This is a genomic window from Gracilimonas sp. B-17 (assembly GCF_056857935.1).
The window spans coordinates 158,407-179,766 of the sequence record NZ_JBSXOA010000012.1 but is presented as its reverse complement, the minus strand read 5'-3'; the positions used below and the strand labels follow the sequence as shown (position 1 = coordinate 179,766).

Below are 21,360 nucleotides of genomic sequence, written 5' to 3'. Positions count from 1 at the left end.
TAGTTAAATCGTTTGTTGCTTATCGGGATGACCAGTGAATAGCGGTAATTTTCCAATCCGAACCCTCTTTTTTTAATACAGCAAGTTCGAGAGAGGTCAGGTCTATTTCTCTTTCGGAATACGTTCCTTTCATGGAACTAACCGTGCTGACCCATGCTGTATTTCCTTCAATGCTGATTTTTTGAGTTAGTATCTCACGATCCATGGCACTCAAAAATTTACCATCAGAGTGAAAGTGATGGGAAAGATATTCTTTCTTCGTTTCCATTCCGCTGCCTTCCAGTATCAAGACATCATCAGCCATTACATTTGATGCGGCATCAGAATCGTTGTCAACAATGGCGGTTTTAAAGTTGTCAAGTGCTTCTAAAACCTTGGTTTCTTTTTGGTTTGTTTGAGCCATCACGGTTCCTGATAAAAACACAAGAAGTGCGAATATTTTTATAAATGGTTTCATAGGTATAGTTTTTTAGAGTTGCGTCATTTCAATTTTAGATACGAGTACTGATCCCTGGCCTTGTAATTTTAGCCCTGCGCTTCCGCTTTTCGGAGCATCTCCGTGGCCGTGCACTTTCATCTCTCTGTTAATATATCCGCGAAAGTGCGTTTCATCTGCCACTACACGTAGAAATAACAGACCCTCGGTTTCATAGGTGCCTTCTTCGAAAATGGTTGTTTCCCCGTTCTGGATTCTGCCTTGACGAATAATCCCATCCGAATTCAGTGAAACAAAATCATAGTTATCGGCATCCTGCAGGTGATGAATGAGTTCTATTTCTCCATCTAAATCATCCAGATTGAGGTAGTAATCAACTTGTATGTTTTGGTATGATTGATGGGTAACAAATAGATTCGCTTGCCCGGAAGCTTGAAGCTGTAATAACGGATTACCACTTGAAGTGATAGTTGGCTTTAATGCCTGTAAAGAACCGTTCACCCAGTGAAAGTTAGTGATTAGGTCACTTACTGAATTTGAGTTGATCTCCCAGGTCCAGTCTCCATTTTCTTTAGTGATAAAAGAGGATGGAACCGTTGCAGTACTGTCGGTGCCTTCAGATGTAGCTGGTTCTTCTTGTTGTAATAGTTGACCGGTTCCGGCTCCATATCCATATACCATTTTACCGCCATACTCCGCGGTTTCAAAAACCATAAATAATCCCGGAAGTACTGTAATGAATGCAATGATTCTAAAGGCTTTCTTTTCAAAAAGATCAAACCAATGAAAGGCGATTCTCAATAGAGCATATATTACAAAGAACCATAGAAGATACTCCGCCCAGTCAGAATGCTCACTTAGTACCGATTGTGCTTCAGCCGGTAGAAAAACCGTATCTGCAGCAATGGTGCCACTGTAATAGGTGACACCGGCGAAAAGTGCTCCTGCTACATAAAGGATAGTACTCTTTGTTTCATCCCACCATTTTTCTTGAAAAAAAAGAGATACAAAATTAGCCAATGCAGCCGTCACTAATAGCGCAATAGGAAAATGAACGATCAGTGGGTGAATGTTGGGAGCCCATTCAGGAGTTAGTAAAGATTCCATAATTAGTTATCCAAAGTTTTAAATAATTGAGTTCAGAAATTAATTGTTGTGTCCAAAAGGTTATATAATCTCCAGGTTAGCCATCATGCCGTTGTCTTCGTGCTCCAGGTTATGGCAGTGAAAAACGTACAGGCCTTTTGGCGCATTGAAACTCATGATGACCCTAACAGTCTCGCCGGGCATGACAAGTACCGTGTCCTTCCAACCTGTTTCGGTAGGCGTTAATCCTCTGTTTCCACTTCTATCAAGAACTTTAAACTGAACGGCATGCACGTGCATGGGGTGAGGTACGTTTGAGTTATTGATAAACTCCCAAATTTCAGTACTTCCTTGCTCTACACGTTCATCGACTCGCTCCATCTCAAACTGACGCCCATTAATGGTATGGCCGTTCATCATTTGCATGTCCAACCGAATGGGGCGGGTACGATCAGCAGATGAAGCTTCAGGAAAGGTCGATTCAGACAGCTGACCGGGAAGGTCCACTGATTCTTGCTTAGATTCTCCATCAATCCTGAATTCCATAAGATCAAAACCAGTGCCTTGTTCGGGGCCGGAGCTCCCCATCATGTTTTGCATTCCCATCATACCGCCGCCGGAAGGCACATCAAATGGTTTACTGATAAGGTGAATACTATTTTTCTTCAATCCAGAGAAGTCTACCAGTATGTCTGCTCTTTCCCCTGGGGCCATTAATAATTCATTGGTCTCAATAGCTTCCGGTAGAAGGCCTCCATCGGTGCCAATGACCATAAAGGAAAGATCATCTTGAAACGCTACATTATAAATCCGGGCATTTGAGCCATTTAATACTCTCAAGCGATACACACCAGGCTCAACTTCATGGTAAGGAGATGGCGCTCCGTTAACTAAGATCGTATCTCCCAAAAACCCAGTCATCATCCGTTCGGGCATAGACGGGTTATAAATAATCTGCCCAGAGTCACTTACTCTCCGATCCTGAATAACGAGCGGTATCTCGTAGTTACCACTCGGTAAGTTGAGTGCTTTTTCTTCGTCATCTTCAATAATAAAAAAACCTGCTAACCCGCGATAAACCTGTTCTCCAGTTATTCTGTGAGGATGAGGGTGATACCAATAGGTGCCGGCTCTTTGATTCAGGCTGAATTCATAATCATAGGCTCCTCCTGATATTGCATCTTTGGGATGTCCATCCATTTCGGGGGGAACAATGAGTCCATGCCAGTGAATAATGCTTTCCTGACCTATATTATTAGTAAACTGGATGTTAAGTTCCTGCCCCTTTACATGGCGAATTGTTGGACCGGGAACTGAGTTATTAAATTGAAAAGCAGCCAGACTTAACGATTCTGGTATCTCTATTTCTGCAGAAGAGGCAGATAAATTAAACGAAGGATCGGTTATTTGACCCGGAAAAGGCAATCTGTTTCTAAAAGAACCCTGCAACTCATCGTCAGAAAAAGTTAGGCAGGATGTTAACCAAGGTGATAGGGCTAATGCACCCGTTCCAAGACCTACTCTGTGTAAAAATTGTTTTCTTTTCATAAATTTGAAACTATAATGATTGTATTATTGAATACTTGATCACATCAGATCCTTTTTCCTCTTCTCGAATTCTTCTTGATCAATTTCCCCATTTGCATATCTTCGCTTAAGGATCTCAAGGGGCGTTTCGCTTTCAGATTCTTGTTGATTTGTTTTGAATAACGGCCTTAGTAAAACAATGACCAAAGCAATGAGTAAAAACCACCAGAAGAACATCATCCAGCCACCTCCAAAAAATTGAAAATCATGCATAGTGCTATCATTTAAAGTTTTAGAATTCGGGGATGACTTTGAAGTGCATCCCCATTTAATTTTACTAATGATGGTTCATACCTTTATTATCGGTAGAATCTGATTTCATTTTCATTCCCGAATCCATCATGCCTCCCTGCATCATTTGCATACACATCATATGCATATTCATCATGGATGAGTTATCCATCATATTCATCATTCTAGCGTGATCCATATCTCCATCCATCATAGATTGCATCATTTCCATATGCTTTTCCATGCGTTCTTTCATTTCAGGATTGTTCATCATGGAGTTCATGTTTTCCATCATTTTGGAATGATCCATCTTTTGTGATTTCATCATTCTCTGCATCATCTTGGCTCGCATTTCAGGATTATTCATCATGTGATCCATCATCACGGATTGCATAGATGAGTCCTGCATCATGGTCATCATTTGCTGCTTTTTCTGCTCCATATTTTGTTGCTGGGCCACAGCGGTTACGGTTAGACCTAAACTTATTGCCAGTAACAGAGCGATTGATTTTATCTTTCTCATAATCTTATGGTTTTGTTAATGTTTGCTTTACTTAAAATATCATTTATCTAAGGGGTTAGCTTATACAATGATGATTAATACTTACCGTTTATTTAGTGTAAGCCTATTATTCTATTACTTTAGGTCCTTCCTCACCATCCCTGATTCTAATCATATTCTCAATAGGCATGACAAATATAATTCCATCTCCGCGCGAACCTGTTGAAGCAGTTTGTTGAATGATTTCAATAATAGAATTGACATCTTCGTCTACCGCTGCTATTTCTATTTTCACAACTTTGGAGTGCATCGCCGGGAATTGCAAAGAGCCATGGGCATAGTCAGGATCGGTATATTGACCTGCTCCTTCTCCTCTGAAAACCGTTATGCAACAATGGCCTTCAGAACGTAGCGCTTTATACACTTCTTCAAGTAGCATGGGGCGTATGTATGCTTTTACTAATTTCATGATACCTCTGTTTTTGATTTATACATTAATTCATCTGCTCAACTGTTTCTCCGCAGTTGTGCATTTGAGATCCATAAAAGGGGTTTTCAATATCTTCTTTGTCACTTATCCAGGTACTTCCTCCGCCGTACATAGGGCAATATTGCTTGAACAGTGCTCCTTCATATCCTTCTTCTTCAATTCGTGAAATAAGCGTTTCTGAAATGGATTTGAACTCGGCTCTGAGCTCTTCAATATCACTGAATGTATCCGTTGAGAACACTCGGACATGTTCTTTAGCCGTTTCAAAATCATCTTTGGACAGTGCCTCCCGAAGTTTCAAGTACTGGGGTACTACTACCTCAAGGCTTTTAACCATTTCATGATTTGAATGATCTTCAGTTGTATCCATAGTGGATTCATTCATATCACCGTTATTCATGTCCATAGCACCGTGATCGTGTGCCCCACGATTTGCTCCTGAGCCCGGTTCTCTATTCATCATACTGAGTTTATCGCTAAGCTGTGCGGCTGCGTCCACTTTAAATGTGCCGTTTGATACCACACGCTCACCAACTTCCAGTCCAGATTCAATTACATATTCGTTACCAGCCCTTTTGCCTAATACAACTTCCCTTGCTTCAAAAGCAGGAGTTTCAGCTGTGGAAACATCCACAAACACAATGGACCTTTCTCCGGTCCATAGCACGGCACTTCGGGGGACAAGAAGTTGCTGTTCTTGGTCTGATTGAGAAGAAATAACTCCTTCAGCAAACATGCCGGGTTTCATCTCATTTCTCGGATTATCCACAGTAATACGTATTTCTACTGTTCGAGATTTATCATTTAAAAAAGGCTGGATAAAGCTGACTTCCCCGGTATAGGTATACCCAGGAATGGAGCTCACCGTAAAATCAATTTTATCTCCGATTTTTAAATTATTGACTGACGATTCATACGCCTCAAATTCAATCCATACCTCAGAAAGCTTCGCGATCCGGTATAGCATTGAACCTTCCTGAATATGGTCTTCCCGAGAGATATTGATCTCTGATACATAGCCAGATACTGGTGAGAAAAAATCTAACTCTTCCATCACTTCTCCTGATTGTTCAATCTGGTTTATGGTCTCTTCCGGAAATTCCCAAAGCAATAGCTTTCGCCGGGCAGACTCATATAATCGAGGGTTTTGTTCTTTGAATCGGGCTGTTTCCAAAAGTTCACTCTGTGCCGTAATTAACTCCGAAGAATAAATAGAAACCAGTTTTTGCCCTTTACGAACGTAATCACCGGTATAATCTACATATAACTCCCGAACACGACCGGGGAAGTGAGCCGTCACATTCGATACCAAGTTCTGATTTACAGCCACTTTGCCAGGTAACCGGGTTTCAACCACTGGGACTCCTTTTCTAACCGGAGTGGTTTCAACCTCAGCAAGCGCAAGTGCGGCTTTCGAGAATGTAACAGCATTCGGGTTGAGCGATTCTGAGTCATTGTCATCAAGATCATTGGCCGGAATTAACTCCATGCCACAAATTGGACAATTTCCTGGCTCGCTTTCTCTTATCTGAGGGTGCATACTGCACGTATAAACCACATTGCCTTCCTCATCAGTGTGGGTTTCTGATATATGCTCTTCAAGTGTTTGTGGTTCCGAAGTCCCTCCGAAAAAGAGGTAGCCGAGTAAGAGTCCACCCAGTATAAGTCCAGAGTAAATAAGTATGTTTTTTGTTTTCATAGTTGTAAGTATTGAGTTGTGAAATTAGAGTAGTGATTAGTTTTTCTCACTATTCATGGCTCAAATCACACGTCTATTTATTGTAGATTAATGTTGTGTTTGCCCGTCAGGTAATCGATGTAAGCCGATGAAACCTGCATATCCACCAAAGCCTGAATACGGTTGAGTTGATAACCCAAAAGCTTGCGCTGCATCCGTAGAATTTCTTCAAAATTGGAACTGTCGGTTGAATAGTTCTGTGTCATAATGCTCAGTGCCTGATTAACCCGTTGAATCTGCTTCTGGTCATACAAGTCAAACCGCCGCCGCGAATCATAATAGTCCCTCAATGAAGAGGATAAATCTGTTTCCAGCTTGTTTTCTTTGTCTGTTATTTGCGACTGTACTGATTGAATATTCAGCTCTGCTTGTTGAACCTTGGCATTGTATTTATTTCGGAACAGGGGAATTTTGAAACTGGCTCTGGCCATGATGGCATCTTTACCATTATCAGCTAGCGTTGGTACATCTGAGCGTTCTCCGGTGAAGATATAATCCAGACCTACGCCAAAGGATGGCTTTCCGTCTTTTGCTGCCAGCGTTTTCATTTCATGGGCGGAGTCCTTCTGGTATCTAAGGCGATTTAATGCCGGGTTTTGTTGAACCAATTTATTCAGTAGTTCCGGCTCGCTTTCTATACTCATTTCAGGCATTAACGTATCCGGCAAGGTGATCACCCGTTCTTGCTCAGCATTCAAAAGCTCATTCACTTTTTGAATTAACACGTTCCGATTGTCTTCAAGCAAAGCAATTTGCGTCTTCAGGTCTTCTTGCTCGATTTGAGCCCGTAACACATCCACCTGCGAAGCCTGATCTGTTTCATATCGGCTCAAACTTATCTCCACTAATGAGTTTAGGATGTCGAGGTTTTCGTTGGCAATCTCCAAGCTTTGGTCCAACTCATAAAGTTCAATAAGTGCTTTCTCGGTTTGATAAAACAGTCGATTTCGGGTCTCCTGAAACACTTCGTATTGTGCTTTAGCCTGCGATTCCGATATTGATCGTTTATCTGAGAGGCTCCCAAACCAGGGAAACATTTGGGTTAGTGAAATCCTTGCTTGTTGTGGTCCCAATCTGGTTTCAATCGGACTGATGAAATAGGCAAAAGCAACTTCCGGATCGGGCAAAGTACCAACAATAGGACTTTCTTCAAGAGCTGATAGATAGTGCTGATATTCAGCCTTCAACTCGGGATTATTCTTAGCTGCTTGTTGTTGGTATTCGGCAATAGTTTGAGCTTGCACGGTAAAAGGCAGTGCAATTATGCCAAGTAATACAATTAATAGCAGAGCGTGCAGATGTTTCGCAAAGAGTGCTGAAGACTTTCTTTCCATCCTGCTCAATATTGGATATTCAATGTTCCTTAATCGATTTTCTTCTTTCATGACAATTCTTTTTTCATTTTAAATTCTTTCCACATGTAATAAAGGACCGGTATAACCAGTAATGTGATGATTTGCAGGAACATGCCACCTACACTCGGGATTGCCATAGGCACCATAATATCCGAGCCTCTGCCAGTGGATGTTAGGACGGGTAACAAAGCAAGGATGGTGGTAGCTGTCGTCATGAGTGTCGGACGAATTCTGCGTGTACTTGCCTCTATCACCACTTCTCGTAATTCAGCCGATGTCTTCGGCTTCTTGCGATCAAACAATTGGTCGAGATAGGTTGCCATTACTACACCTCCGTCAGCCGCTATTCCAAATAAGGCGATGAAACCCACCCACACAGCCACACTTAAGTTTACGGTTCCCATTTGAAACAGATCCCGAAGATTTTGACCAAATAGATCAAAATTCAGAAACCATCCCTGACCGTAGAGCCAAACAAGTAGAAATCCCCCCGCCCAGGCCACAAAAATGCTACTGAAGATCATGGATGTAGTAGCCACAGACCGAAATTGGAAATACATGATCAGGAAGATAATGACCAGCGCAATAGGCAAAATAATGCTTAGCCGTTTCTCAGCTCGTACCTGATTCTCATAGTTGCCCGCGAATTCAAAATTGATACCTGCGGGAACCGCTATGTTACCGGAGTTCACACTCTCTTCAATAGCACGTCTGGCATTTTCTACCACTTCAATTTCAGCAAAGCCATCTAACTTATCGAAGATTACATAACCCACCAGGAACGTATCTTCGCTTTTGATAGCTTGTGGTCCTTGGCGGTATTTGATCTCAGCCAGTTGTGAAAGAGGTACTTGAACACCCGTCTTGGTGGGAACCAAAAGTTCATTTAAAGCCTCAGGGTTATCTCTTAACTCGCGGGCAAAACGAACACGAATAGGGTATCGCTCGCGCCCTTCAACGGAGGTTGAGACTGCCATCCCACCCACACCCATCGACATAAATTGCTGCACGTCTTGAACGGATAACCCGTAGCGGGCTAACTGTTCCCGGTTCCAATGAACTTCCAAATAGGGTTTACCAACAATACGTTCCGCAAATACCGATGAAGCTTTTACGCCTTCAGCATTCTTCAGGACATCTTCTAATTGTAAACCAAAATTTTCGATTTCTTGAAGATCACTTCCCTTTACTTTGACACCCATAGGGGCTCTCATGCCAGATTGCAGCATCACCAATCGTGTTTCAATGGGTTGAAGTTTTGGTGCCGAGGTAGTTCCGGGAATCCGTGCGGCGGCTACAATTTCATCCCAGATATCATCCGGGGAGTGAATATGATCGCGCCACTGGCGAAAATACTCACCGTTTTCATCCGGAATCAGTTCTCCATCTTCATCTCTTACAAACTCCCCTGAATCATTGACCTCGAATCGCATCCGTCGGCCATTTTCATCCGTTTTGTATTCCGATTTATATTGAATCACATTTTCGAACATGGAGATAGGTGCCGGGTCCAAAGCTGATTCAGCCCGGCCCATTTTTCCAACAACCATTTCAACTTCCGGTATGGAGTTAACAGACAGGTCTATTTTACGCATCACGTCTTCTGCCTCTTCTACACCGGCGTGAGGCATCGTAGTAGGCATTAAAAGGAAAGCTCCTTCATCCAGGGCGGGCATAAATTCTTCACCCAGTCCTGGAAAAGCTTCGGACGCTGAAGTCCAAACGGATGTTTCGCTTATATCAACCCCGACCGTATTAAAGCTTTTGGCTACAAATCCAAAGGTAGTTGCAAAGCCCAGCCAAATTACCACCCCAAAAATCACGAAAAAGGATGGAAGGGTTAGAAAAATCTTTTTATGATCCAGACACCAACTAATAATGGGTTGATAATATTTGATGATGAGCCAGAAGGTGGCAAGAATAAGGGCGATCACTAAAACGATAAAAAACAAATTACCTGCAAAAGAGACCGATGGCCCAAAAGGAAGCCAGTATTCTGTCAGTAGCCAGGTTACTACCACTACAGAAAGTACGTTGTTGAGAATTGGAATTCGTTTGTGATATTCTTCGCCTAAAAAGAATCCCACGCCATTGATTAGTCCGAAGCCCATGATCAACAGACCACCCCAACCTGAAACAGTCAACATGGCAATGAATCCTCCGATCACCAGTAAACCGTTCCAGCTCAGTTTCAATTTCCGATTGTTGATCTTTAACCCAAAGAACCAATGGGCAAAGGGTGGGATCAGTGTGATTGTAATGATAATGGAAGCAATCAGCGCGAAGGTTTTAGTGTAAGCCAATGGTTTGAATAGTTTGCCTTCGGCAGCGATCATCGTAAAGACCGGGAGAAAACTCACAATGGTGGTGGTTATGGCCGTCAATACAGCCCCGGCTACTTCAACAGTAGCATTGTATATAACTTCCAGAAGTGATTCATCTCCCTCCATTTCTTCCAAATGCCGGAGCATATTCTCAGAAAGGATGACTCCCATATCCACAATGGTACCAATGGCAATAGCGATTCCGGAAAGGGCCACAATGTTAGCATCCACACCAAAATACTTCATGGCAATGAAGGTCATGAGTACAGCGATGGGGAGCATTGCAGAAATTAACACCGAAGTTCGCAGATTCAGTACCATTATAACGATCACGATAATGGTAATCAGTATTTGAAGCGTGAGGGCTTCTTCTAGCGTCCCCAAGGTTTCAGAGATCAGCGTTGAGCGATCATAAAATGGTACAATGGTGACTTGAGATTCGGTTCCGTCTTCAAGGGTTTTTACAGGCAGACCGGCAGAAATCTCTTTGATCTGTGCTTTTATATTATCAATTACCTGCTGGGGATTGGCACCTTGCCGGGCTACGACTACTCCACCAACGGCTTCTGCTCCAGCCTTATCCAGTACACCTCTTCGTGGAGCCGGCCCCATACTTACGAAGGCAACGTCCTGAATTCGAATGGGCGTATTATCCACTACTTTAACCACTGCCGATTCCAAATCTTCCAGATTCTCTATATATCCAATTCCCCGAACCAGATATTCCACGTTATTCATCTCAATAGTTCGGGCACCGGTCTCGGCATTGGTTTTCCGAACCGCATCAATCACTTCAGGCAGAGTAACCCCATACGTTTTTAGTTTGTTTGGGTCGATGTCGATCTGGTACTCTTTTACGTACCCTCCAATGGAGGCGACTTCTGCCACACCTTGAGCTCCTGATAGTCCGTATTTCACATAAAAGTCTTGTATAGACCGTAACTCCTGGGGGTCCCACCCACCTGCTGGCTCTCCACTTTGATCCCTGCCTTCCAGCGTGTACCAAAATATCTGTCCTAGTCCGGTAGCATCAGGACCAAGGGCGGGCTTTGCAGTTTGAGGGATAGTGCCGGCAGGAAGCGAGTTTAGTTTTTCAAGGATGCGAGAGCGGCTCCAATAGTAATCCACGTCTTCTTCGAAAATGATGTAAATGATGGAAAGACCTGTCATGGAATTACTTCGAACGGTTTTGATACCAGGCACAGTCAGTAACTGAGTGGTCAAAGGATAGGTAACCTGGTCTTCTATATCTTGAGGTGATTGTCCTTCCCAGTCAGTGTAAACGATCTGTTGGTTCTCCCCAAGGTTGGGAATAGCATCCACAGGAACACGATCCCGAGGAAGAAAGTCAAGATTCCAATTAAAGGGAGCTACTGCAAGCCCCCAGCCTACTAAGACTAGCAAGAATAGTACAGCAACAAGCTTATTTTCCAGGAAAAACCGGATGGTTTTATTTAGCATGAGTTTATTATTTATGAATCGGTACAATTAAAAAAGCGGTCATCTCTCGATAGATATCTGAGACCTTGAAGCCTTTTTTTTACAATAGATAGTACAAGAATCAAGGTTCCTGACGTTACAGGAATGACTTTAGTGGAGAAATGATATACCGGTCCCTAAATCAGAAAGGACTCGTTGGCTAAAAAGATGGGAGGTGGTGAATAGGAATCCGAAGTTTGAATAGCGTGATAGTCGGATTCAGATTGGTTCGTGTGATCTTCCGCAATTATCTGGACTACAGCCAGAACCTTGACTTTCACTTTTTGAAATAAAGGAGCTTCGGTCTTAACTGATAATTCCTCAACAGAGCAGGCACAAACAATACCAAGATCTTGATCTTGATCTTCGTTGGTTTCAGTATGATGTTGGTGTTCCGGTACTTCGGCAAACTCAACAGTCATTGGGCAATCTTCAGCATGTTCACTTTGAGCCTGCATATGGATTCCCATTTCCTGCAACTCTTCACATAGTTCATTTGACATAGCATGAAGTCCGGTTGGAACCGAAACCCCAATCAGGATACTCAGACTGAGCACCGATGCAATAAAGCGATATGTTTGAGTAATTTTCACACTTCAAGTATATATAATTAATTTTATCCATGAAAGATGGAACATAATTCGATAAACAAAATCTATAATTAGACAAATTTCGAATATTCTGATGTGAAGTAGTCATGATGAAATCTAACTAGACTGTCAGATTTCATCATGACTACTTCATCTCATATAAATTTATAAACCAGTAGAGAGCTTTCATTTTATCCTTAAGTCTATTCACAGTCAAATGGTTGTATTTTTCAGTCACTTTCTGACTTGAATGTCCTGCCATATAGCTTGCTTCAGCCGTATGAAACCCTTTCTCAATCCAAATTAGTTACAGCTTGGTGTCTCATTCCACGAACTTTTAAATACACCTCCAGTTCTTTTTTGAATTTGTGATAAAGTTGATAATGTTTTTGAGAGTTTTTAAAAAATCAGATTTCTTTAACTTTTTCTTTAAAAATGTTTCAAAAGTCTAAAATCGATCTTTATTCATATTTAAAGCTCGATTTTTATGAAACATTTCCTGAAACATGCATGTTTCATAGTAGATTCTTTAAAAATGATTAGCCATTAAATAACAATTACTTATAGATCATTATCCTTGAAACAAGAATGAAACATTTCTGTTTCACCAAAAAGTATCAATGTTTCATCCTGTTTCATGAATGTTTCATAAAATGTTTCAAGAAAAACAGGGAATATGTATACGTAGAGTTACTTTTTATGTATTTGAAACATTGAAACATAACAAATACACTTTTTCCGGCTTTTGCTATATGAGGTCATTTTTTAATCAATAGTCGCCCTGGATTAGGTGGTATATAGTTACTGTTTCCTTGAAATAATTAGGACTATTCATCTGCGTTCGTTTAGCTGCACTTTAGATTGTAGGATAGGTTTACTCCAACAGATTTAACCAAGAGCCTTAAAAGCAAAATTTGGAAGCCATTTCTTAGAACCAAAAGATCTGGTTTTATTTGAAAATTTGGCTCATAAACATTCGACTCTGAGTTTTAAGATATTTATCTTTGGCGCGCTTACAGTTTGTAAGCGACCTGAAAAGGATAGCCGGTGTCTTTAACAAGAACACATAAACCGATAACCTATTTTTAACAAGAGGTACAATCGTTTTTGGCAAGTTATCTGGGGTACAACCTTGGGTACAAAAAGCCAAAATTGGCGTCATCAGTAAAATGACATTGGCTTTAAACATACAAGGGCCCGTAGCTCAGTTGGTTAGAGCAGTCGACTCATAATCGATTGGTCGGGGGTTCAAGTCCCTCCGGGCCCACTTATATAATATCAAGCCGCTTAAATTCACTTTAAGCGGCTTTTTTATTATCGTAAATCATGACGCACCCTGTCACCCTTCCATCTTATACTCTAAGAAAAATGGAAGAGTCTTACATTGAACCCGACCCCGGACAACATATTAAGTTAGAGATCAATGATTACGAAGACGCAGTCTACGCCGCCTACCGCCATGGCTACCAGGCCTATATTGGGCAGATGCGGGTGAAGGTCTTACACTACGAAATACTGGGGGTGCTGGTCCACCAAAATGGGCATCGGGCGCAGGTTTGTGTAGAAGGCATTTGAAATTTCTTTCACTTTGATCAAGCCATACTCTGGAAATATTCTTCAGTTTCCTTATCAGTACAGTAAATATAACACCCCTTCATACCCCGGCTCATTAGGGTTCGGCAGGTATTTTTTATAATGGTTTCGGGCTCTTTTTTCATAGATAATTGTAACTTAATTCTTACTCATCTTTTCTTTCATTAATTGCTGAGCTGTTTCCCAATCAAGCGGTGATCTCAGCCCCCCTTTCATATAGCGATCTATTTCGGTTAGGGTTGCTTTAACTCCCACATCAAAGCCACTTGAACGGCCGTTTTCGTCCCCTTTTTGAAAACCGATAAAAAACCCTGCAAAAAACATCACTGTACTTCCGATCAAATATATTATAGCACTCATGGTAACCTCTCACCTTAATCTTATGGACAAGCAACATAACATTTACCCCTGACAGAATCTGTCACCCCGAAATAACAAATTTTTCTGATTAAAATTGGAGGGTTTTGTTGGTGCAAAATTGGGTAGGTTTATACTTCCATTGTGTGCGTTTGCAATTTTAAAGTAGTCACACAAACTGGAATCATTTAGTAAACTAACTTTTCAGTTTATTAATTAACGATGGCTTAATTTGCAGCAATTAAGTAAAGTATTACTTTACCATCAATGAGTAAAATAAACCAAATATTGCAAGATCGGTCTTCAGGCACGGTTATAGCCGCAGAGTGGCTGAATAAAAAAGGGGTAAACAAAACGGACAGACCAAGTGAGAATCGCCCAAACAGAAACACTGTTATTATAGAATTCAGTTGAAGCAGAATACATTTTAACAGATTCCGGCTATAACCTAATGTGTGCCTGTTATGGTTTTGGAAACTAATGACCGAACTATAGAAAAGTTCTTCTTCCCAGCATTAACTAGGTTAGTTAGTAAGTCGCAAGCCATAGCTTATGCGCGATGTTGTGTGTAGTTTTTATTCCTTCGCTTTTTTGTAAATCAACGAACCTGTCAAAAGAGAGTCATTTTTTATTTCAAAATCTCTTGTTAGAACTCCCAAATTACTGGAATAGCCCTTTCCTTCTTTTTCGTAGATTTTGCCATTTAATACGCCCCAATTAAAAATGTAGTAATTTTCTTTTTTGTCAATGTAAATGGTCGGCCAATTTTCCCCATTTTGATATATACCTAATATCTTATCGTTGTCTTTACTTACGGTTAGAATATCTGAATCATTAGGGTATGAGATTTCATTCTCACGCTCAAAACTATCGTTAAACTTTGAATTTTCAATCTTGAAGATACTGTCTGCAGGTAATCCGTTTATTAAGTTGTACGCATAATTTGCCATTAAATGAGGTAATAAATAAGCTCTGCTATCATTCGAGAAAGAAATAACACCAATTTTTTTCTCTGGCATAAATGAAATATGAAAACTTATTCCTGCTAAACCTCCGAAACGTGTCAAAATCTTATCATTTTGATATTCAGCAATGTCCCATCCTAAACTGTAGCCAGTGCGATGATAAGTAAAATATTCTTTGTCTTGCGGTGTAGTCGAAGAATGAAGTTCTGACCAATATTTTTTATTTAGCAAAATACTGTCTTCTCTAATATTTGCACTTAACCATTTTGAAAGATCATTGACTGTTGAAATTATCCCTCCTGACGCGTGCATCGTGACGTCCTCTTTATAAAATCCCTTTTCAATGATTCCTTTGTCTTTTGAAATAGTAAATGAAGGGCGAATATCTTTTAACTCATAATCGCTAACATATGCACTTGTGTTTTCCATTTTTAATGGTGTGAAAATATAGTCCTTCATTTCATCTTTCCATGATCTTCCAGTAACGTTTTCCACAACCATACCGGCAATGATTGGCCCAACATTTGAATATCGAAATTTACCTGATGGATCAAAAAGGAAGTCAGAGTTTAAATCATTAATTAATTCTTCATTTTTACCACTATATCCCAGAAAGGCTGTTTTCCATGTCATACTTGTGCTAAATGTGCCATGAGTATGATTTAATAGGTTTTCAATTGTTATTTTTTGTGTATCTATACTGTCACTGTAATTTAGGTGAGGAAGGTAATCATGAAGGGATTTGTTCAAGTTGAGCACCTTTTTCTGTTCTAATATTTTGAGCAATGTACCAGTGAATGACTTTGTACTTGATGCAATATAAATGGGCGAATTTTTATTTAGAGACGATTTATTTTCCTTTAAAATCTCTCTATTGAAAGCAAATGAATAAACCAATCCATTTTCATCAACTACAGCAAAAATAAAATCGCCAAATAATGCTCTTTCTGTGTAGATGTTAATTAATTTGTTTTCAAATTGTGAGGTACATTGGGGATGTGCTTTTTGGATTTTGCTTGTGTTATTAGTCTGAGCTACTAATGAATTAGCCTTCAATAAAATGAGTGTTACCGCCCAAAATAGTTTCATCATAAATCTATGATTTTACTTACAATTTACATTTTAACTGAACTACGGAATCCAAGTATGAAAAGTTACGGATCTGATACAAGTATAGATTATACAAGTAGATGGTCGAATGAAGGAGAAGTTTAAATATTATCTACTGAACCCAAGTGATAGGAAGATTTTGGACAAGGTTGTAATTGCACTATAACTCTATTGTGCAGGTTAGTCTGTGGAATTATTAAAGCTTTGAGAGCTACACTGTAAAGTAGCCCTATTTAAAGTAATGTTTATATAGCTACAAACTTATTTAGAAGCTGTTTTTAACTCCAACTGAGTGAGAATTTCGAGTGCCTTTGCTTCGGATGGAGGGTGAAATATATTGTTTGTTATAAAATCTTCTACAAATGGATAGTCAGATTGTCTTAGCTTATCAGCAGCTTTAGAAATGTCGTAGTCTGTATGTTTGAATTCAATATCAGTATCTATTAGAAGCCAATCAGCCCCAGTATGACCAAACGGCATTCCAACACTCCCGGCATTGACTACCCGAAGGCCTCTGATATTTCGTTCAAATTGCATATGAGTATGACCACAAACAACCAATGATGCGTTTTGCCCCTCAAAGAGATCCACTAATTTCCGGTCAGGAGTTAGTTTAGTAAAAACCTTAATATCACTGTGAGGTGTAGCATGACAAAAAAGAATTTTACCATACCCATCTAACGTTAGTTCATAGGTTGCACTCCATTGCGATATAAAATGCTTATGGTCATCACTCAGTTGTTTTGAGACCCAAAAGGTCCCTTCATCTGCACGCTCTGAAAGCCCTCGTGGTTTTTTACCAGCTAAGTGTCTTAAAAGTTCAGATTCTGAGTTTCCATGAATAAAATGTGTAGGAAGACTAACTTCCATTAATAAAGATAAAGTCTCTGTGGGCATAGGACCAGCAACCACATCACCGCCAACAACGATGCAATCAACATTAGCTATTTTGATTTCATCGAGTACAGCCTCTAAAGCCGGAAGGTTCCCATGTATGTCATATATCGCAGCAACACGCATATTATAGATGATTTATTTTGAGTTACTTAAACTACCTTTCGAAATTGCACATAAAGTATTACCGTGTAACGCTACCATGTGTTCTCAACTAGCAACGGAAGTTCTAAAGGATCCACTTATTAATACAGGTAGTGATAATTGACCTAATATTCGAGTGGTTATTCCCATAAGATGGTCGTATAACATCAATTTTATATTGCAAGTTAATGCTTCTAAATTGCTCAAATAAGTTAATACCTTCACTAAGTAAATCAAGGTTGTTTTGGCAAAATCAAAATAGATACTAACAAGCGAATCACATGATGGATAAAATTTTAAGATAATTGCCAGTTGTCATTTTGTAATAACTTTTGAAGAATTACCTCTCTTCAACGGTTTTGCAAGTATCATCACAGGTGGTTGCCAGTAATACCGGACTTAGAATGATCAGAAGCAGTAATATTCTCATGATGAAAGTCATTATATAAAGGTGTATGAGCTTATATATAAAGCCCCAGCATTAATCCATTATTATGGCGTTTTTAGCTTATTGTTCACAGGTAATTTATACCTTCATGAGACTGCGGTATAACCCGTTTGTAAGCATTATTTATAGATCTAACTGACTTAGAGAATACATTACCGGGTAACTTAGAAATCGAAGCCGATCGTAGGGAACCATTGATTCGATAGTATTACAGTTAGAAGAATTTGAATCCTCGTTATGATCTACTTCCTCCTGTGCTTATAGCAATCTTAATGCATTTCTCATAGATTATGATATGCAACAGGGAAGCCAATTCTTACTTAAATGCCGGAGTTGTGATAAACATGTCATACGCCAAACACTTTCTTCAGGAAACAGCTTTGGGTCAGTGGAATGGACCGATGGGCGTATCGATAGTCCTATGATGCCCCGAAAGTATGACCTTCCCTTCTGGTACTGTCCCAACTGCCATACTTTTCAGAGGGTTTCTAAAATGAAGATCATTGAAGAGCTGAACCCCTATCAAATTCCCCCTGATCATTGGGAAAAAGTCTACCCCATGCAGGAGCCGGGGTGGCGACAATACCTTGATGGCATCGAACAGTGGAAATACCGAACTGAAAGGGATCCTGACCTGGAGACCTATATCCGGATGCTCTCCTGGCGCCGGTATAACGATCGTTTCCGGAATAAACTCAAACGGAAGAATGAAAAAAGATCAGATCATGGCATCTATTGTATACCACCTGAAGAGTGGCCATCCAAAACAATCGAAGTTCCCAGGGTGCCTGAAATGATCGAAAATTGTAACAATGCTGCAAACTGGCTTTACGAAGGTGATCCTCAAAAAGCCATGGATAAGGCAGACCTCCTTCGTTGGCTGGGCCGCTTTGAACTTTCATTACAGCTGCTGGGCATGGTCAAAGAACTGAATGAATTCAACAAAGCCGTACACTTGAACCGATATTCATTACTGGTTGAACTCTGTAAAGAACGGGATCCCTTACTTTGTGTGGTACCTGTCGGGGCTGACCATTAGCTATAGATCAAGATCACACAAACCTTGGTGATCAAAATGTTAACCCATCATTACTCCCACAAGTCACATCACTGTGATATACTTCAGCTTGAAAATTACCTGAAGGCGTTTCCATTATTCTTGTAATTATTTTGGCGTCATATCGAAGCCCTGTTCCGGGAGAAAATACTCTGTAGGTACTTGTAAATGAAAAACTTTTATTCAATCCTTTATCATTTATCATTCCTGAAGAATGTCGCATTCCTATGATCTTGTACTCCAGCCCGGTTGACTGACCGATCAGATCCCAATCCCCTACCGGTTTGACAATGTATGACCCCCGACCCATTCCACCGACTGTTGACATTTCCTGTTGGATCATCCTAAATGTAGCATTTGCAGCATATACATACTCGCCTTCCCCATTCTCTCCAACACATGGAATAAATCTCAGATAAAACCCTGTATCGTATGTAACGGTACCGTTCCTGTTATAGGTCTGTGCATTGACAGCACTTACTGACATAATAAGTATGAACACAGTTATAACAAGTGCCAGAATCTTTTTACCCATAATTTTCTCCTTTTATTTATTTGATAGATGTACTCTCTTCACAACAGATGTGTACATTGTTGTACCTTTTTACCCCTCTTATATCTTAGAATAGCTTTAGATATATAGTTATATCCGTATCTAAAATCAATACGAGTTACTATTACTATAAATATACATTTGACTCAATAATACGGTTCTGCAACATCAGTCCAACGGCATCTCCACCTCTTCACCCCAGATGTATTTATTGAACCACATCCAGTTGTGCCAGGTGGCGGCCAGCCTTTCTTTGGGTTTGGTGATACCGTGACCGAATCCCTTGTAAATGATCAGTTTTGAATCAACTCCCACATCCTGCAGACCCTGATAGAGTTCATAGGCATTAGGAGTAGGAACCCGCTGATCAAACTCACCGTGTTGTATCAGGGTTGGCGTGGTGGCGTTATTGATGTAGGTCATAGGTGAGGTCCGCTCGTAGATCTCCTGATCCTCCCATGGAGTGGATTTCAGGTACTGACGGGTAAACGGATGAATGTCTGTGTTTACGTAGTAGGTCATCCAGTTGGAGATCCCGGCTCCCACACTTACGGCTTGAAAGCGATTCGACCAGGTGGTCAGAAATGCAGATATATAGCCTCCCTGACTCCAACCCATGGATCCCAATTTAGTGGAATCCACAACCTCTTGCTCAATCAGGTGATCTACCCCGGAAAGCACATCCCAGGCGTCCCCTACACCAAGGTTTTTAACATTGAGTGAACGAAAGTCTTCTCCATATCCGGCTGATCCCCTGTAATTCGGTTGCAGCACCAACGCTCCTTTGTTCACCCATTGTACAATAGGATATACGTAGGCAGGAACCGGGGACGGCAGAGAAATCCCGGTCGGACCTCCGTGTATTGCCACCAATAACGGGTATTTTCTATTGGGATCGTAATCCTGGGGCTTATGCAATATCCCTTCGATCTCAGCTCCATCCCGGCTGGTCCAGCTTATGACTTCACTCACCGTAGTTTTCCATTCAGAGATCTGATCATTGAAATTAGTCAGCTTCACACTGCGTGTTCCATTCATATCAGATAAGTAAACCTCGTTCACTTCATCCCCATCACGGGCACTTATAGCATATTTTGTTCCATCTTTGGATAATGAAAGATCATATACCAATCTCTTTGAGTCGGTTAACTTCTGCACCCTCCCATTTTGTGGATCAAGATGGTAGACAGGTTTCTTCGTTTTTTGCCATGCAGTTGCATAAATACCCTCATCGACCCAGGCAGAAATGCTCAGGTTCTCATCAAAGTCTTGAGCCACTTCGCGGGATTCGCCGCTTGCCAGGTCATGTATAAAATATCTGCTGTTGGTATAGAAATTACTGCTATCATTATCCACATTACTGGTGTAGATAAATTTGCTGCCTTCCGGTGACCACAGGTCAAATCCATCCAAAGAAGCATTCGTAATGACGCTTTCTAATTCCTTGGAATCAGGATCATACAGAGCAATATCGGCTTCCAAAAAACTGGTGATAATTGGATCCGGTTGATGATCGATCGCGATCTTGTCTCCTGCCGGCGACCATGAAATATCGGTTATGGTGAATTCAGCGTCTTCCAGGTGTTCCACGACTTTTGGGGCTTCCGGGCACATGGTATAGGTGGTATCCTGCCGGCAGGGCTGTTGGTGATCTTTGCCAAAATCAGGATCGAAATCCACCGTATATAGTCGGTTGAGCAAGTAACCCGTCTCATCCTCGGCAAACTCCCCAAAGCGTTCTTCCATGGTCTTCCGGTCTTCCGGTTTTTCTTGCTGTGACAGAAATGCCAGGGTCTTGCCATCAGGCGAAAGATCAAATCTTTGAACACTTTTATCAATATAGGATAATGGGAAGGCTTCTCCTCCATCCGGTGAGATCACAAACAAGGTATTGTCTCCATCCACATTACGGGTAAACAGGATCCATTTACCGTCATCCGACCACGTCCCACTCCCGCTTGAACCGTTGCTGTTATGAGTCAAGGGAAAAGGTTTGCCTCCATTTTTTGATAACCACAGTTCTGAGTCATATCGGTTCTCTGACCATTCCGTTGAAGAGACTGAGTAGAGTACATGTTTCCCATCCGGTGAGATCTGAACCGCACCCGGTCCTTTTAATGAGAGTACCTGCTCAAAAGTGGGTTCTATCTTTTCTAATGTATTCTGAGAAAAAACCACAGCAGGAATAAGCAGAATTAAACCTATAACCCAAATAACCTTTTTCATATCAGTACTAAATTCGTTCACGATTCAGTACCAATGAACCAAATTTCTTTGTTATTTGGAAATGTTATAATGAGGTTATTTGGCAGGATATAAATAAAAAAGAATCATAAAGAGGATACACATATCTGCTACCTACCTCATTAGCAGGATTAATAATGTGTTAAGCATTATCCCCTCTATGTTCTTTTTATCTGA

At 40.8% G+C, this 21,360-nt stretch carries 17 protein-coding genes, 1 tRNA gene and 1 pseudogene; 3 read left to right on the top strand and 16 right to left on the bottom strand.

Features of this window, described 5'->3' with window-relative positions; all coding sequences use genetic code 11:
- Window positions 1–19: 19 nt before the first annotated feature.
- The 10 genes from AC13FX_RS09375 to AC13FX_RS09330 all read right to left on the bottom strand — a co-directional run bounded on the left by AC13FX_RS09375 (window position 20) and on the right by AC13FX_RS09330 (window position 11,821).
- The gene (locus AC13FX_RS09375) at window positions 20–457 is read right to left on the bottom strand and encodes a YybH family protein (protein ID WP_482880304.1); all 438 of its coding nucleotides are present in this window, start codon (window positions 455–457) and stop codon (window positions 20–22) included.
- A gap of 12 nt (window positions 458–469) precedes the next feature.
- On the bottom strand, window positions 470–1,543 hold the full coding sequence (locus tag AC13FX_RS09370) for a DUF2231 domain-containing protein (protein ID WP_482880303.1): 1,074 nt from the start codon (window positions 1,541–1,543) through the stop codon (window positions 470–472).
- Window positions 1,544–1,603: 60 nt separating this feature from the next.
- Complete coding sequence (locus tag AC13FX_RS09365; RefSeq protein WP_482880302.1) at window positions 1,604–3,070, bottom strand: multicopper oxidase family protein; 1,467 nt, start codon at window positions 3,068–3,070, stop codon at window positions 1,604–1,606.
- A gap of 39 nt (window positions 3,071–3,109) precedes the next feature.
- Window positions 3,110–3,322, bottom strand: a complete 213-nt coding sequence (locus tag AC13FX_RS09360; protein ID WP_482880301.1) for an SHOCT domain-containing protein — start codon at window positions 3,320–3,322, stop codon at window positions 3,110–3,112.
- 64 nt (window positions 3,323–3,386) lie between these two features.
- Window positions 3,387–3,863 carry a hypothetical protein gene (locus tag AC13FX_RS09355; RefSeq protein WP_482880300.1) on the bottom strand — a complete coding sequence of 159 codons (477 nt, stop codon included), beginning with the start codon at window positions 3,861–3,863 and terminating at the stop codon, window positions 3,387–3,389.
- 106 nt (window positions 3,864–3,969) lie between these two features.
- On the bottom strand, window positions 3,970–4,311 hold the full coding sequence (locus tag AC13FX_RS09350; protein ID WP_103665344.1) for a P-II family nitrogen regulator: 342 nt from the start codon (window positions 4,309–4,311) through the stop codon (window positions 3,970–3,972).
- A 25-nt stretch (window positions 4,312–4,336) separates the two neighbouring features.
- Window positions 4,337–6,031, bottom strand: coding sequence for an efflux RND transporter periplasmic adaptor subunit (locus AC13FX_RS09345; RefSeq protein ID WP_103665343.1), 1,695 nt, complete (start codon window positions 6,029–6,031; stop codon window positions 4,337–4,339).
- A 77-nt stretch (window positions 6,032–6,108) separates the two neighbouring features.
- On the bottom strand, window positions 6,109–7,455 hold the full coding sequence (locus tag AC13FX_RS09340) for a TolC family protein (protein WP_103665342.1): 1,347 nt from the start codon (window positions 7,453–7,455) through the stop codon (window positions 6,109–6,111).
- Window positions 7,452–11,210: an efflux RND transporter permease subunit gene (locus AC13FX_RS09335; RefSeq protein WP_482880299.1), complete on the bottom strand. Its 3,759-nt coding sequence runs from the start codon at window positions 11,208–11,210 to the stop codon at window positions 7,452–7,454. Before AC13FX_RS09335 ends, AC13FX_RS09340 begins: the two co-directional genes overlap by 4 nt.
- A 155-nt stretch (window positions 11,211–11,365) precedes the next feature.
- Complete coding sequence (locus AC13FX_RS09330) at window positions 11,366–11,821, bottom strand: hypothetical protein (RefSeq protein ID WP_482880298.1); 456 nt, start codon at window positions 11,819–11,821, stop codon at window positions 11,366–11,368.
- Window positions 11,822–13,011: 1,190 nt separating this feature from the next.
- Between AC13FX_RS09330 and AC13FX_RS09325 the strand changes: the two genes are divergently transcribed.
- Together AC13FX_RS09325 and AC13FX_RS09320 are read left to right on the top strand one after the other, a co-directional pair.
- Window positions 13,012–13,085 (top strand) — tRNA-Ile (locus tag AC13FX_RS09325).
- A 59-nt stretch (window positions 13,086–13,144) separates the two neighbouring features.
- The gene (locus tag AC13FX_RS09320; RefSeq protein WP_482880297.1) at window positions 13,145–13,393 is read left to right on the top strand and encodes a hypothetical protein; all 249 of its coding nucleotides are present in this window, start codon (window positions 13,145–13,147) and stop codon (window positions 13,391–13,393) included.
- 17 nt (window positions 13,394–13,410) lie between these two features.
- On the opposite strand, the pseudogene AC13FX_RS09315 reads toward AC13FX_RS09320, so the two are convergent.
- The 4 genes and pseudogenes from AC13FX_RS09315 to AC13FX_RS09300 form a co-directional block, all read right to left on the bottom strand.
- Window positions 13,411–13,533, bottom strand: a pseudogene (locus tag AC13FX_RS09315) (DNA/RNA helicase domain-containing protein); the annotation flags it as partial.
- Window positions 13,534–13,549: 16 nt separating this feature from the next.
- Complete coding sequence (locus AC13FX_RS09310) at window positions 13,550–13,771, bottom strand: hypothetical protein (RefSeq protein ID WP_482880296.1); 222 nt, start codon at window positions 13,769–13,771, stop codon at window positions 13,550–13,552.
- 572 nt (window positions 13,772–14,343) lie between these two features.
- The gene (locus tag AC13FX_RS09305; RefSeq protein WP_482880295.1) at window positions 14,344–15,825 is read right to left on the bottom strand and encodes a serine hydrolase domain-containing protein; all 1,482 of its coding nucleotides are present in this window, start codon (window positions 15,823–15,825) and stop codon (window positions 14,344–14,346) included.
- Window positions 15,826–16,104: 279 nt separating this feature from the next.
- Window positions 16,105–16,863 carry a metallophosphoesterase family protein gene (locus AC13FX_RS09300; protein ID WP_482880294.1) on the bottom strand — a complete coding sequence of 253 codons (759 nt, stop codon included), beginning with the start codon at window positions 16,861–16,863 and terminating at the stop codon, window positions 16,105–16,107.
- 761 nt (window positions 16,864–17,624) lie between these two features.
- On the opposite strand from AC13FX_RS09300, the gene AC13FX_RS09295 reads away from it, so the two are divergent.
- Window positions 17,625–18,368 (top strand): hypothetical protein, encoded by a 744-nt coding sequence (locus AC13FX_RS09295; RefSeq protein WP_482880293.1) that lies wholly within the window; start codon window positions 17,625–17,627, stop codon window positions 18,366–18,368.
- Between the two features lie 31 nt (window positions 18,369–18,399).
- On the opposite strand, the gene AC13FX_RS09290 is transcribed toward AC13FX_RS09295, so the two are convergent.
- Both AC13FX_RS09290 and AC13FX_RS09285 read right to left on the bottom strand, forming a co-directional pair.
- Window positions 18,400–18,921: a hypothetical protein gene (locus AC13FX_RS09290; protein WP_482880292.1), complete on the bottom strand. Its 522-nt coding sequence runs from the start codon at window positions 18,919–18,921 to the stop codon at window positions 18,400–18,402.
- A 186-nt stretch (window positions 18,922–19,107) separates the two neighbouring features.
- The gene (locus tag AC13FX_RS09285; RefSeq protein ID WP_482880291.1) at window positions 19,108–21,165 is read right to left on the bottom strand and encodes a S9 family peptidase; all 2,058 of its coding nucleotides are present in this window, start codon (window positions 21,163–21,165) and stop codon (window positions 19,108–19,110) included.
- Window positions 21,166–21,360: the final 195 nt, after the last annotated feature.